At 39.0% G+C, this 14,508-nt stretch carries 7 protein-coding genes; 4 read left to right on the top strand and 3 right to left on the bottom strand.

Annotation, left to right across the window (positions count from 1 at the left end):
- Positions 1-311: 311 nt before the first annotated feature.
- On the top strand, positions 312-8,108 hold the full coding sequence (locus JJN14_RS07835) for an Ig-like domain-containing protein (RefSeq protein ID WP_201058346.1): 7,797 nt from the start codon (positions 312-314) through the stop codon (positions 8,106-8,108).
- Positions 8,109-8,198: 90 nt separating this feature from the next.
- Here JJN14_RS07835 and JJN14_RS07830 read toward each other — a convergent pair whose 3' ends face one another.
- The 3 genes from JJN14_RS07830 to JJN14_RS07820 all read right to left on the bottom strand — a co-directional run bounded on the left by JJN14_RS07830 (position 8,199) and on the right by JJN14_RS07820 (position 10,831).
- Positions 8,199-9,272 (bottom strand): DUF2974 domain-containing protein, encoded by a 1,074-nt coding sequence (locus JJN14_RS07830; RefSeq protein WP_201058345.1) that lies wholly within the window; start codon positions 9,270-9,272, stop codon positions 8,199-8,201.
- A gap of 123 nt (positions 9,273-9,395) precedes the next feature.
- Positions 9,396-10,172: a ferredoxin reductase gene (locus JJN14_RS07825; RefSeq protein WP_140223948.1), complete on the bottom strand. Its 777-nt coding sequence runs from the start codon at positions 10,170-10,172 to the stop codon at positions 9,396-9,398.
- A gap of 89 nt (positions 10,173-10,261) precedes the next feature.
- Positions 10,262-10,831, bottom strand: coding sequence for a TetR/AcrR family transcriptional regulator (locus JJN14_RS07820; protein ID WP_101776789.1), 570 nt, complete (start codon positions 10,829-10,831; stop codon positions 10,262-10,264).
- Positions 10,832-11,239: 408 nt separating this feature from the next.
- Here JJN14_RS07820 and JJN14_RS07815 point away from each other — a divergent pair, with 408 nt between their 5' ends.
- The 3 genes from JJN14_RS07815 to JJN14_RS07805 all read left to right on the top strand — a co-directional run bounded on the left by JJN14_RS07815 (position 11,240) and on the right by JJN14_RS07805 (position 14,350).
- Positions 11,240-11,917, top strand: coding sequence for a response regulator transcription factor (locus JJN14_RS07815; RefSeq protein WP_000548991.1), 678 nt, complete (start codon positions 11,240-11,242; stop codon positions 11,915-11,917).
- Positions 11,910-12,884 (top strand): sensor histidine kinase, encoded by a 975-nt coding sequence (locus JJN14_RS07810; protein ID WP_201058344.1) that lies wholly within the window; start codon positions 11,910-11,912, stop codon positions 12,882-12,884. Before JJN14_RS07815 ends, JJN14_RS07810 begins: the two co-directional genes overlap by 8 nt.
- A 416-nt stretch (positions 12,885-13,300) precedes the next feature.
- Positions 13,301-14,350 carry a DUF389 domain-containing protein gene (locus JJN14_RS07805; protein ID WP_125852135.1) on the top strand — a complete coding sequence of 350 codons (1,050 nt, stop codon included), beginning with the start codon at positions 13,301-13,303 and terminating at the stop codon, positions 14,348-14,350.
- Positions 14,351-14,508: the final 158 nt, after the last annotated feature.

The raw sequence follows: 14,508 nt of genomic DNA, 5'->3' as shown, positions 1-14,508 counted from the left end.
AATATATTAAAACTACAAAATATAGTATGTAACCTATAACTCTTTGATACATCTAACAAAACAAGTTAAATAGTCAGAAAATTATTGTGTTTTTGGAAAATATTTATTTTAAATTTAGAATAAAAAAATAAGCCATTTTATTTGCCATAGACTAGGAAATATGATATTATAAAGCTGTATGTTGTAGACAATTTTATGATATTGAAAATGACTTCTAACATCTTTTGTTTTCATCTGAGGTTAGCTGTGAGTTTGCGATATCAATAACTTGTAAATCGACATCAAAATAAAAAAGGAGGTTGTGGGTCTAAATGAAAGGCAAGCAACAACAAGATTATAGAGTAGAAAAGTACATCCGTTATGGTATCCGGAAATATAGCTTTGGAGCAGCATCAGTAGCAGTTGCAGCTGGTTTGATGTTCCTTGGAAATGGTGCGGTATCAGCAACGGAAGTTCAAGGTGCAGAAGCATCAGTAGCTGCAACTACTGCCCCAGCAAATCAAGCGGATTCTAATAAAGACAAGGAAGCCGTGAAGCCAGAAACTAAAGTAGAAGAAGCAAAACCTGAAGTTAAAGTACAGGAAGCTAAGAAAGCAAATAAAGCAGCTCTTGAAGCGAATGTTGCTACTTTAGAAATGAAATTAGCATCTGCTAAAAATGCAGATGCGTCTGTAGTAAACTCAGCTAAGGAAGTTTTAGCTACAGCTAAAGCAACACTTTCAAATCCAGAAGCAAGTCAATTGGATGTGAATACTTTAGCTGACAAACTTTCAGCATTGGGTCAAGCCGTAGCTGAATCAGATGCCATGGGTCAACAGAAAAAATTAGAAGCTGAAAAAGTAGCTGCTAAAGCTGAAGCTGAAAAGAAAGCTACTCCAGCAGAAAAATCTCTTTCAGCAGCTCAAACAGCACTTGACAAAGCTTCATCTGAAGCAGAAGTGACTAATAAATTAGCAACTGCTGAACTTTCTAAAAAGGAAGTGAAGGAAGAAAATAAAGCAGCTGTTGAAGCGGCAGTAGCTAAAAACCAAGCAGTTCTTGCGGAAACAAAATCTCTTTTAGCTGAAAAGAGCGTGACCAAAGAGCAAGTGGATGCACAACTTGCACGCCTGAATGAGTCAATCCTTGCAGTATACAATGAGCTGAAAAATGCAGGTATTGGTCGTGATGGTAAGTTTTCAGCAGTCTTAGCAGACATTGCTGATACGGTTACAACTCCACCTCTTTCAGAAGAAGAACAAGCAAATCACTGGAAGAAATACGCAGATAAAAACACAGAACGTCTGACAAAACAAATCAAGTGGTTTGACATTTCAAATCCGAAAGCGACAATTGAAAATCTTGGTGATGGTGGTAAGCTTAAAGTAGGTACTAAGTTTACACAAGAAATCTCTCCAGGATATGTTGTGACTTTGACAGTTACTAAACTAGCACCATTCAACTCAACTGATGAGTACAAAAAACGTGGTGGAGCAGGATACGATGCCAATGCTCAAAACGTATACAAAGACAATACTCCAGCTGAGTTGAAAGTCGTAAACCAAGGTTCATACTCTGTTGCGAAAACAAACGGAATGGATACTAAAGGTAAAACAGTTATCCAATCAGTTAAAGATGGAGCCAACGTCGGGGTGGAATTCTCAGTTAAAGCTACGTTAAATGGAACAGAAGTTCCAGCCAACGTTGTATTCTTAACAGGGGAAGAAGCTGGTTCTTCAGAAATTGAAATCTATAAAACAGATGGTGATGGTTTCGAGTTAGTAACTGAGTTATCAAACTCTAATGTCCCAGGTAAAGAAACAGCTCGTTCATATATTGGGGAAATCTATGAACGCAGAACAGTGGCTACTGCTGGTCATGGACAAAATCGTGCAGATGGCCAATTAGGTATTTCTTACACGCTTGAAGGAAGTGGTAAACCAGCTTTCGCTCCATTCTTAGCTGACAAAGGTGCAGGATTCTTCAATACAACAGTTACATCAGATACAGTAATTACTGCAACAGCAAAAGATGGAACTATTCATGCGGATGGATTAGGAACACAAGTTTTCGGACCGGTCTCAACTCACCGTGATTCAGGTTTCTCCACTCCATTGGTAATGACTCGTAATGCCAAAAATATTGGTATGTATATTATGTCTAATGGGCAACAAGGGTCTATGCTTGGATTTATGGTCCTAGATGAAGGGGATGCTCCTGCATCATACGGACGTGTAGCCCACTCTATTTCTAAATCTGAGGGACAACACCAACCATATCTAGGTTCTGTACCGGCTGACGTTGATGTTCGTACAACTCCAATTAACAAAACAAATGCCTTTGTATACGATGATATCAATGGTATCGGTAATGCTGATGAAGGTGCTCGTCAATTGATGGGTGATGATGTTGCTCCAAATGATAACTATAAGTTGAAAAAAGTTAACGATGGAACTTACTCAATGACGTTCGATGCCCACCTAGACGGAGAAGCTAAAGCTTACGTTAACGGTTGGATTGACTTTAACAACAATGGAAAATTCGATGAAGATGAAGCCGCTGGTGTGACAGAAGTGACTGCTGATGGTAAGGTTACTCTTACTTGGACAAACACAGTTCAAAATGTGGATACTAGTGTGACAAAATTAGCTACACGTCTTCGTATTGCATACGATAAAGCAGATGTCAAGGCTCCTACTGGTATTGCCTACTCAGGTGAAGTAGAAGATTTCCAAATCCAACAAACAATTCCACCACGTGGAACTAAGAGAGAAACAACAGATGTACAAGGTGCAACTCAGAATTCTACTGTTGCCTTTAATGCATATGGTCAAAAGAACTATGATTTTGATAAAGACAATGCAATAGATACAACTGTTAAATCACAAATCGTTAAACCAGATGGTACATTAGTAACAGATGCTGACCTAGTAGATGGATACTATGTAGTACCAGGGCAAGGTAAATACAAGATTACTGATAACGGTGCAAATGTAGATGTAGAATTTATCCCAGAAGCAAACTTTGTAGGTACAGCAGATGGTATTACGATTCGTCGTACAGATATCAATGGTAACACTACTGGTTGGGGTAACGAAGGTCGCCAAATCATCGGTGGTGCAGGTGAAGCTAAAGACCAACTAGAATTAGTAAGTGAGCAAGTTCAACTAACTGGCTTAGCTGCTAAAGGTTCTATGGATGGTCGTTACATTCCAACAGTAACTCCAAAAGCAATCGTTGGAACTCCAGAAGAGTCAACTGATATCCAAGGTAAACCACAAACGAAAACACCTAAATTCTCAATCGACGTAGATAAAGATGGAGATGGAACTGCACCAGATGCGGTAACACCAAGTGCTAACTACCCAGCTAAATTGGTAGATCCAGCGACTGGACAACCAACAGATGAAACAACTGTAACTGTAAAAGGTGAAGGAACTTATACAATCGATCCAACAACTGGAGCGGTAACATTTACTCCAGAACCACAATTTACAGGAACTGCTAAAGGTATTGATGTATCATTAACAGCACCAGTAGGTCAAGATAAAAATGGTCAACCTGTAACAGCTACAGCTACTGCAAAATACACTCCAACTGTAACACCTGTTAACCCAACAGCAACTCCAGCTACTTCAACAGGAGTACAAGGTGAAACTCAAACAGGTAAACCAACATTTACAGAAGGAAATACAGAAGTACCTATTAAAGAGGGTTCTGTAAAATTATTAAATCCAGATGGAACAGAAGCAAATGGACCAGTAGATGCTCTAGACCCAAGTGGTAAAAAAGTTGGGGAATACACTGTAGATCCAACAACAGGTGTAGTAACCTTCACACCAACAGACAAATCTTACACAGGACCAGTACAACCAGCTAAAGTTCAAGCTGAAGATAAGAATGGAACAAAAGTTTCTACAACTTACACTCCAAACATCGTAGGAGTAACACCAACAGCAACACCAGCTACAACTGAAGATGTTCAAGGTAAGACTCAAGAAAGTCCAGTTTCATTTGAAGCAGGAAAAACTACAATTGCTGGAGAAGAAAAAACTGTAGAAATCGATCCATCTACTTACACACTTCTAGGTGAAGATGGACAACCAGCTACTGAAGTACCAGCTAAAGATCCAGAAGGAAACGTAATTGGTAAGTACACTCTTAAAACTGTAGATGGAAAAGCTGTTGCAGTATTCGAACCAACAGATAAGACATATTCAGGTGAAGTACAACCAGTACGAGTTCAAGCTAAAGATAAGAATGGTACAGCTGTAGAAACAACTTACACACCGAAGATTACTCCGGTAGTTCCAACAGCAGAACCGGCTACATCAGAAGCTATCCAAGGTGAAACTCAAAAAGGAACTCCAACATTCGCTCCTGGAGACACTATTGCTCCAATCAAAGAGAACTCTTACAAGCTTCTTGATAAAGAAGGAAATGAAGTTCCAGCTGGTCAAACAACTCCAGCATATGCTGAGGACGGAGTAACTCCAGTAGGTACTTACTCAATTGATCCAGCAACAGGTGAAGTAACCTTCACACCAACAGATAAATCTTACACAGGTAATGTTACACCTGCTGATGTTCAAGCAGAGGACGCAAATGGAACAAAAGTTTCTACAACTTATACTCCATCTATCGTACCTGTAACACCAACAGCAGAACCAGCTAAAACTGTAGATGTTCAAGGTGCAACTCAAACAGGCAAACCAGTATTCCAAGGTGGAACAGCTATGGTTAACGGTGAAGAGAAAACTGTTGAAATCGACGATACAGTACCAGCTAAATTGGTAGATCCAAAAACTGGAGAACAAGTTGATTCAGTCACTGTAGAAGGTGAAGGAACATACACAGTAGCTCCAGATGGAACAGTAACATTCAAGCCAGAACCACAATTTACAGGAGTAGCCAAAGGTGTTGAGGTAGTTCGTCAAGATAAGAACGGCACACCAGCTAAAGCTACATACACACCGGAAGTTAAACCAGTAACACCAACAGGAACAGATGCTGTAACTGAAAATATTCAAGGTTCAACTCAAACAGGTAAACCTGAATTCAAGGGTGGAACAGTAACAATCGATGGTAAAGAGAAAACTGTTGAAATCAATGAAGATAAACCAGCTAAATTGGTAGATCCAAAAACAGGAAATCCAGTTGATTCAGTAACTATCGAAGGTGAAGGAACATATACAGTAGCTCCAGATGGAACAGTAACCTTCACACCAGAAAAGAACTTTACAGGTAAAGGAACAGGTGTTACAGTTCAACGCGAAGATAAGAACGGCACACCAGTAACAGCTAAATACACTCCAGTTGTTAAGAAAGCAACACCAACAGGAACAGACGCAGTAACTGAAGATATCCAAGGTTCAACTCAAACAGGTAAACCAACATTTGAAGGTGGAAAAGTTACTGTAAATGGTGAAGAAAAAACTGTTGAAATTGATGAAGATAAACCAGCTAAATTGGTAGACCCGAAAACAGGAGATCCAGTTGATTCAGTAACTATCGAAGGTGAAGGAACATACACAGTAGCTCCAGATGGAACAGTTACATTCACCCCAGAAAAGAACTTCACAGGTAAAGGAACAGGTGTCACAGTTCAACGCGAAGATAAGAACGGCACGCCAGTTAAAGCTACTTACACACCAGTTGTGAAACCAGCAACACCAACAAGTTCAGATGTCATCACTACAAATGTTCAAGGTGCTACTCAAGAAGGAACACCAACATTTAAAGGTGGAAAAGTTACTGTAAATGGTGAAGAAAAAACTGTAGAAATCGACGAAACTGTTAAGCCAACATTCGAAGATGGCACAACTGAGAAGAAAGTACCAGGCGAAGGAACATACACAATCGACGAGAACGGTAAAGTAACCTTCACCCCAGAGAAAACATTCACTGGTCAAGCAACAGGTGTAACTGTTAAACGTGTAGATAAGAACGGCACACCAATCACAGCTAAGTACACCCCTGTAGTCGTTCCAGTAACACCAACTTCAAAAGATTCTGAATCAGAAGGTCCTAAAGGACAACCTCAAGAAGGCACACCAACATTTGAAGGTGGAAAAGTTACAATCAATGGTAAGGAAGTTCCAGTTGAAATCGATGAAACTGTTAAACCAACATTTGACGATGGCACAACTGAGAAGAAAGTACCAGGTGAAGGAACATACACAATCGATGAAAACGGTAAAGTAACCTTCACCCCAGAACCTGACTTCGTAGGTAAAGCAACAGGCGTAACCGTTAAACGTGTAGATAAGAATGGTACACCAGTAACAGCTACTTACACTCCAACAGTTCGTCCTGATACTTCATTCGTTGATAAAGATGGCAACCCACTTTCACCAACAGAAGATGGAACTAAACCAACTAAAGATATCCCAGGATACAAGATTGTTAAAACTGAAGTAGACGAAAAAGGAAATACAAAACACATCTACGAAAAAGTTAAGACATCATTCAAGGATAAAGAAGGAAACGAAATTCCAGGAAATCCAAGTGAAGATGGCGAACAACCTAAGAAAGATATTCCAGGTTACCGCTTCGTAGAAACTAAGAAACTTCCAAATGGAGATACAGAGCACGTCTACGAAAAAGTTAAGACATCATTCAAGGATAAAGAAGGAAACGAAATTCCAGGAAATCCAAGTGAAGATGGCGAACAACCTAAGAAAGATATTCCAGGTTACCGCTTCGTAGAAACTAAGAAACTTCCAAATGGAGATACAGAGCACGTCTACGAAAAAGTTAAGACATCATTCAAGGATAAAGAAGGAAACGAGATTCCAGGAAATCCAAGTGAAGATGGCGAACAACCTAAGAAAGATATTCCAGGTTACCGCTTCGTAGAAACTAAGAAACTTCCAAATGGAGATACAGAGCACGTCTACGAAAAAGTTAAGACATCATTCAAGGATAAAGAAGGAAACGAGATTCCAGGAAATCCAAGTGAAGATGGCGAACAACCTAAGAAAGATATTCCAGGTTACCGCTTCGTAGAAACTAAGAAACTTCCAAATGGAGATACAGAGCACGTCTACGAAAAAGTTAAGACATCATTCAAGGATAAAGAAGGAAACGAAATTCCAGGAAATCCAAGTGAAGATGGCGAACAACCTAAGAAAGATATCCCAGGTTACCGCTTCGTAGAAACTAAGAAACTTCCAAACGGTGATACAGAGCACGTTTATGAGAAAGTTAAGACAAGTCACAAGGATAAAGACGGAAATGAAATTCCAAACTATCCAACAGAAGATGGCGAACAACCTAAGAAAGATATCCCAGGTTACCGCTTCGTAGAGACTAAGAAACTTCCAAATGGCGACATCGAACACGTTTATGAGAAAGTTAAGACAAGTCACAAGGATAAAGACGGCAACGAAATTCCAAACTATCCAACAGAAGATGGCGAACAACCTAAGAAAGATATCCCAGGTTACCGCTTCGTAGAGACTAAGAAACTTCCAAATGGCGACATCGAACACGTTTATGAGAAAGTTAAGACAAGTCACAAGGATAAAGACGGCAACGAAATTCCAAACTATCCAACAGAAGATGGCGAACAACCTAAGAAAGATATCCCAGGTTACCGCTTCGTAGAGACTAAGAAACTTCCAAATGGCGACATCGAGCACGTCTACGAAAAAGTTAAGACATCATTCAAGGATAAAGAAGGAAATGAAATTCCAAACTATCCAACAGAAGATGGCGACCAACCTAAGAAAGATATTCCAGGCTACCGCTTCGTAGAAACTAAGAAACTTCCAAATGGAGATACAGAGCACGTCTACGAAAAAGTTAAGACATCATTCAAGGATAAAGAAGGAAACGAGATTCCAGGTAATCCAAGTGAAGATGGCGAACAACCTAAGAAAGATATTCCAGGCTACCGCTTCGTAGAGACTAAGAAACTTCCAAATGGCGACACAGTTCATGTTTATGAAAAAATCATTCCTTCTGTGAAACCAGAACCTGCGAAACCATCAAAACCAGCTCCAGCTAAACCAGCTAAGGAATTGCCTAATACTGGTACAGAAGATCACTCAAGCCTAGCAGCTCTTGGACTTCTTGGAGTATTGAGCGGATTTGGTCTTGTGGCACGCAAGAAAAAAGAAGACTAATGTTTTAATCATTAAAGATTAAACAAAGGAATTCAACTTCATAAATGAAAACCCAACTAATCAAACGATTAGTTGGGTTTTTTATGTGGATTATCTCTTTTTCCAGGCTTGGTAACGGGTATCAATTAATAATTGGGTGAGGCGTCCCATGGTTTCCCTTTCTTCTGGAGTGAGGGATTGAGCTTGGACAAAGAGATGATGAATGTGTTCGATAGCCTTTAAGGATGACAGGTCATTGATGGAGCTAATCCCAGCATCTAGAATGGTGCCAAAGAAGAGGTCGAAGTAGAGCTGGAGTTCTTCGTCAGGGACTGTTGCCACCCATTCTTTGAAGGTTGTGTCAACTTGTTGACTATCACTGTTGATTTTATCCAGTTGGACGAAGTGCTTGTCCTCAATCTGCCAACTAAAGGTATCGTGCTGGGCGATACCACCTAAGGCAGTACTGTGCACGATGATTTGGTGGTTAGGGATTTCCATCATCATACCGATAATGGACCCTTGTGGGATGAAGACCTTGCTTCTATCCATTATCCTTTGATAGCCCTCGGTTTGTGTCAGTTCTTTATGGAGACCAGGCGCATCAAAGGTATAAACTGCTGTGATTTGATTTTGCAAGCTTTGCTCAATTTGACTAGCAGCATAGATGGCTAAATTTCCTCCCTTGGAATGCCCGGCCAGAATGACCTTTTGCTTAGGATGGCGGGCAAAAAAGTTCTTTAAATAGCGGAGAGCGTGCTTTTGAGCAGGAATTTCCTTCATATAGGTCAGGTGGAAATCTTCCTTCCAGCCAATGATACTGTCATCTGTCCCACGAAAGACAATCAGATAGGTATCGAGAGTGAGGCGGTAGGTCATAGCCGCAAATTGCTTCTGCAGTTCAGGGTCGATGTCGTTGATAAAATGGGAGAGTTTACAATTTTTGAAGCGTTTGTGTTGAGATAGCTCATCCAATAGCTGGAGGCGATTTTTGCTGGTCAACATGTTAGATTCTCTTGGAACCTGAGGAGCTAGGTCTAAAAGTCGCTGAGGATTTGTGGAGACCAGATTATCAAAGGAGAGGTAGGTGATTTCTGTTAAGGCTAGAATATCTAACTCATTCAAAGGAAGGTCGTAAAAGAAATCGTGTGTGACATCTTTCAGATAGTCAAAAATATTGGCCATAATAGCTCCTTTCTTTTTATTTATCTTATCACAATCACATAGAATTTACTAGTTTGTTTGTACGAGCTCTCTACATACCGACCTATAATGGTATGATTCAGACACATAGAAGACAGTTTGCTTTTATTTTAAACCTTTAAACATACTTGTTTGTATCTGTTTGTCGTCAATCCCATTCTCTTTTAAGAAATTTTTCATCTCATTTATATCATCAGGTTGGCCGGTTAAGAGATAAATAGCTTGGTTACCGTATTTCACAACCGCATTTTTTAAAAATGCTTGGCTTTGAGAAAAGGTTTCGCTAGTTTTATAAGTTAGATTCGGATTATTCTTACTAAGCTCTCTTAACTCATTATCAAAAATGTTTACTCCTTTGTCTAAATGATTAAGAATGATGGAGCGCTTACCAGCCCACTCTTTCACAACTGGACGTAGAGTAGAAATACCGACATCAGAGGCAAAACAAACCAGTGCTTGGTCATTGTCTTTAACAGATAAAGATGACTCCAGCCAACTCATCTCAATTTTACTACCAGCTGGTAAATGTGTTAAGGTTTCCTTAAACACGCTACCACTATTATGGGTTACAATAAGAATTTCATCTTCATCAGGAGTGGAAGCAAGGGTTAGCCATCGGCTAGCCTGATCCTCCTTTACTGGACTTTTGTCTGGACCAAACGAGCTGTCAGGAAGCTTAAACTGAGCATAGGAGCCAGCTTTCCATATTTGATTTTTTGGTTTTGTGATGTGAACTAAATACAAATCTCCGCTGGGATTTTCAATGGATTTTATCGATAAAGTTTGACTTCGTCCAAGATAGGTAATGATTCCCCAAGATATAAAGCCGAGCACTCCAAGTGTAGTTAGAATAATTATGAACATTTTTTTCCCTCGTTTCATTTTTAACTCCTATAGTGTAGTAATTTTCTATGAATGAATAATATTTTTTTTCATTCAATGTTTTCCAAAAAAATAAAGAAAAGATTTCTTTATTTCAGTATTCCTTTAATGAAGTTGGTTGCTAGTATTTCTACAGTTTTGCTAATATCTGGAAAATCATTTTCTGTGATATGCATATCCATGTAGTAAAATAGGTTGTAAACTTGTAAAATATCTTGAATTTTTTCTGGAGAATGGCCTTCAGCCTGCAAACGATGAGTAAAGGTTTTCACGAGAAATTGATGAAATGGATTCGTGACTTTCCCTTCTTCTGAGGAATAGTAGCTATGCAACTCATCTGCTATGGCAGGATTGTACCATTCTGCAAGGATTTTATTGGAAGAAACGAGTGCTCTGGATTGAGCAAAGAGTTGACTAATAAGATCAATCATATCAATTTCCCAATCCAGTTCTTCGATCATAGTTTGGCGAACACGGTTGTTTTCATCAATATAGATATCTAAAAAAATAGCTTCTTTACTTTCGTAATAGTTATAAAAAGATCCGACTGCCATATGAGCTTGTCTAGCAATTTCTGAAATTCCTGTCGCCTTGTATCCTTTTTTTGAAAAAACTTCATAAGCTGCGGATTTCAAAGCCTGTTTTTTGTCCAATTTGATTCACCTCTTTTCTGAATGAATATTAAATATTGTTCATTCATATCTTAACAAATCTTTTTCAGATTGTCAATCTGAAAGCTAGAACTTTTTACGGATACCACTCGATAAGGAGCTTTTCAATGTTAGAAGAGTATAGAGTGTCGTTTTAACTACACTCAAGGTTTGGAAGAATAGATATAAATTTTGGTTAAGGGGATGTATAAAAGAACTGAAATGAGGGTTGAAAAAATTAAAAATAAATGGGTAGTGCTGGCACTATGTCTGAAAATAAGGTATGATATCAATGGGGTTATTCACTATCTGTTTTTGAGCTGTTGTGACAAGGAAATGTCAAAAAAGTATTAGATACTAAGCCCTCTATTTATACTAAAGGATTTAAGACTCCTAAAATTAGCAAAGGAGAATCAGATGCACAAGATTTTATTAGTAGAAGATGATCAGGTTATTCGTCAACAGGTCGGGAAAATGCTCTCTGAGTGGGGATTTGAAGTGGTTCTGGTAGAAGACTTTATGGAAGTTTTGAGTCTTTTTGTCCAGTCGGAGCCTCATCTGGTCCTCATGGATATTGGTTTACCCTTATTTAATGGTTATCACTGGTGTCAGGAAATTCGTAAGATTTCCAAGGTGCCTATCATGTTTCTGTCTTCGAGAGACCAGGCTATGGATATTGTCATGGCAATCAATATGGGCGCGGATGACTTTGTGACCAAGCCTTTTGACCAGCAGGTTCTTTTAGCCAAGGTTCAGGGCTTGTTGCGCCGTTCCTATGAGTTTGGGCGTGACGAGAGTTTACTGGAATATGCTGGTGTGATCCTCAATACCAAATCCATGGATTTACATTATCAAGGCCAAGTCTTGAATTTGACCAAGAATGAATTCCAGATTTTACGAGTGCTGTTTGAGCATGCGGGCAATATTGTAGCGCGTGACGACCTCATGCGGGAACTTTGGAACAGTGACTTTTTCATTGATGATAATACTCTCTCTGTCAATGTGGCTCGTTTGCGTAAAAAGTTGGAAGAGCAGGGCTTGGTAGGATTTATCGAGACCAAGAAAGGGATAGGGTACGGACTGAAGCATGCTTGATTGGAAACAATTTTTTCTAGCCTATCTGCGCTCCCGTAGTCGTCTGTTTATATATCTGATTGCTTTAGCATTTCTGGTTTTGCTCTTTCAGTTTTTATTTGCCAGTTTGGGAATTTACTTTCTCTACTTTTTCCTGCTGTGTTGCTTTGTAACCATCTTATTTTTCACTTGGGACATATTGGTGGAAATGCAGGTCTATCGCCAGGAAATTCTCTATGGGGATAGGGAAGCTCAGTCTCCTTTGGAAAGAGCCTTGGCTGAAAAATTAGAAGCGCGTGAGATGGAACTCTATCAGCAGAGGTCAGATTCAGAAAGAAAACTGACGGATTTGCTGGATTACTATACCTTGTGGGTCCATCAGGTTAAGACACCCATTGCAGCTAGTCAACTCTTAGTTGCAGAAGTAGCTGACCGCCAACTGAAGCAGCAGCTAGAACAGGAAATTTTCAAGATCGACTCCTATACCAACTTGGTTTTACAGTACCTGCGTTTAGAAAGTTTCCATGATGATTTGGTCTTAAAGCAGGTTCAAATTGAGGACTTGGTCAAAGAAATAATTCGTAAATATGCTCTTTTCTTTATTCAAAAAGGATTAAATGTCAATCTACATGATCTTGATAAAGAAATCGTGACGGATAAAAAGTGGCTGCTAGTGGTTATTGAGCAAATCATCTCAAACAGTCTCAAGTATACCAAGGAAGGTGGTCTGGAGATTTATATGGAGGGACAAGAGCTTTGTATCAAGGATACGGGAATCGGGATAAAAAACAGTGATGTCCTCCGAGTCTTTGAACGTGGCTTCTCAGGATATAATGGACGCCTAACTCAGCAGTCATCTGGACTTGGCCTCTATCTATCTAAGAAAATTTCTGAAGAACTAGGTCACCAGATTCGTATCGAGTCTGAGGTTGGAAAAGGAACGATAGTAAGAATTAAGTTTTCCGATATGAATCTGATAATTGAGTGAGCATGATAGATAAGAGCCCAGGATAAGACAACTGGGCTTTTTTATCTTTAACTGTGTATCCTAGTAAATTATTTGCTTGGGCGTTTTCGGTTGAAAAAATCAAAATGGAGCAATGGGTTGTCAAACAAACTCATCACGCTTATTTATTAAACTGCATCTTCTTTTATAAGAGATGCAGTCTTTTGTTCTTTGGATAAGGAAACAAAAATTTCTTTATATATCTGTTCAATTGATAGATTTCTTCAGAGAAAGACTGTAAAATTTTTGATATAATATGAAGGATGGACTGACGGATACTTAAAGGATAATTCTCAAAAGAATTACAGGTGAGAAGAAAAATATGTAAGATTGGACAAAAGTCTCTCTACCATCATCCATGCAGAAACAAGATTATATGAAATAAAAAGGAGTAACCAATGACCGGAAACTATTCAACACGTGAATACCGTGAGAAATTATATGATGATCTTCATGTTCGATTAAGAGATACAGTGATTTTGATGTGTGCGATTTTTATTGCCTCTATCGGACTAAATATGAATTCAACAGCTGTCATTATTGGAGCCATGCTAATTTCCCCTCTTATGACACCGATTGTTGGACTGGGGTTTGGTTTAGCTATTTTTGATACGCGTTTAATCAAGCAATCTCTAGAGGTTTTATTTACTCAAGTATTGGTTAGCTTGCTTGTCTCGGCTCTGTATTTCTGGATTTCTCCCTTATCTTATGAAAGTAGCGAATTGATTGCACGAACCTCTCCAACCATTTGGGATGTTCTCATTGCTATTGCTGGTGGGATAGCAGGCGTCATTGGTTCAAGGAAAAAAGAAGCAAACAATATCGTGCCAGGAGTAGCCATTGCAACAGCTCTGATGCCACCTATCTGTACTGCAGGTTACGGTTTAGCTAATGGAAATGTACGATTTTTATTTGGGGCTCTCTATCTCTTCTTGATCAACTGTGTCTTTATCATGCTAACCAACATTGTTGGAACAAGAATTTTGATGAGAAAATCTCCCCTAAGTTCATTTAAAGAGCTAAATATTAAAATGAGAATTGGCTTGATATCCTTGATTGTATTATTGATTCTTCCAGCTAGTTATTCAGCAGTCACTCTGACGATAGATCAAGCGCGAAAAGAAGGAATCAAACAGTTTGTAGGAAAAGAGTTCGCCAATCACACGGTCATTAATCAAGTCTACAAGTCAAGGGACAATGAATTAGTCTTGACGGTTGTTGGAGATCCGATTTCAGAAGAAGAATTAGAAACGCTCCACCAAAAACAAGCCTCTTACGGTATTCAATCTGTTCAATTGAAAGTCAATCAAGTTCATAATTCGACAAAATTAGACAGTGATACGACTAAGGAATTTTATGAAACCATTAACAAGTATATCGATCAAAAACTCTCTGAAAAGGATTCACAAAAAGATCTCGTAAAAGAAAATGAAGCAGACAAGGAATGAGGATATTGACCTTATCTAACTCATGAAAGAAAATCTTGTGTGGTGGTTTGGTCAATCACTACTAGCTCGGATTAAATAATACTCTTCGAAAATCAAATTTAAACCACGTCAGCGTCGCCTTACCGTACTCAAGTACAGCTTGCGGCTAGCTTCCTAGT

The sequence above is a fragment of the Streptococcus mitis genome (assembly GCF_016658865.1).
Lineage (GTDB): Bacteria > Bacillota > Bacilli > Lactobacillales > Streptococcaceae > Streptococcus > Streptococcus mitis_BT.
This window is presented reverse-complemented; position numbering and strand designations above follow the sequence as displayed.

Coding starts and splice junctions, on each gene's coding strand:
- JJN14_RS07805 (WP_125852135.1), top strand. CDS start 13,301: ATGACCGGAAACTATTCAACACGTGAATACCGTGAGAAATTATATGAT.
- JJN14_RS07810 (WP_201058344.1), top strand. CDS start 11,910: ATGCTTGATTGGAAACAATTTTTTCTAGCCTATCTGCGCTCCCGTAGT.
- JJN14_RS07825 (WP_140223948.1), bottom strand. CDS start 10,172: ATGAAACGAGGGAAAAAAATGTTCATAATTATTCTAACTACACTTGGA.
- JJN14_RS07835 (WP_201058346.1), top strand. CDS start 312: ATGAAAGGCAAGCAACAACAAGATTATAGAGTAGAAAAGTACATCCGT.
- JJN14_RS07815 (WP_000548991.1), top strand. CDS start 11,240: ATGCACAAGATTTTATTAGTAGAAGATGATCAGGTTATTCGTCAACAG.
- JJN14_RS07830 (WP_201058345.1), bottom strand. CDS start 9,272: ATGGCCAATATTTTTGACTATCTGAAAGATGTCACACACGATTTCTTT.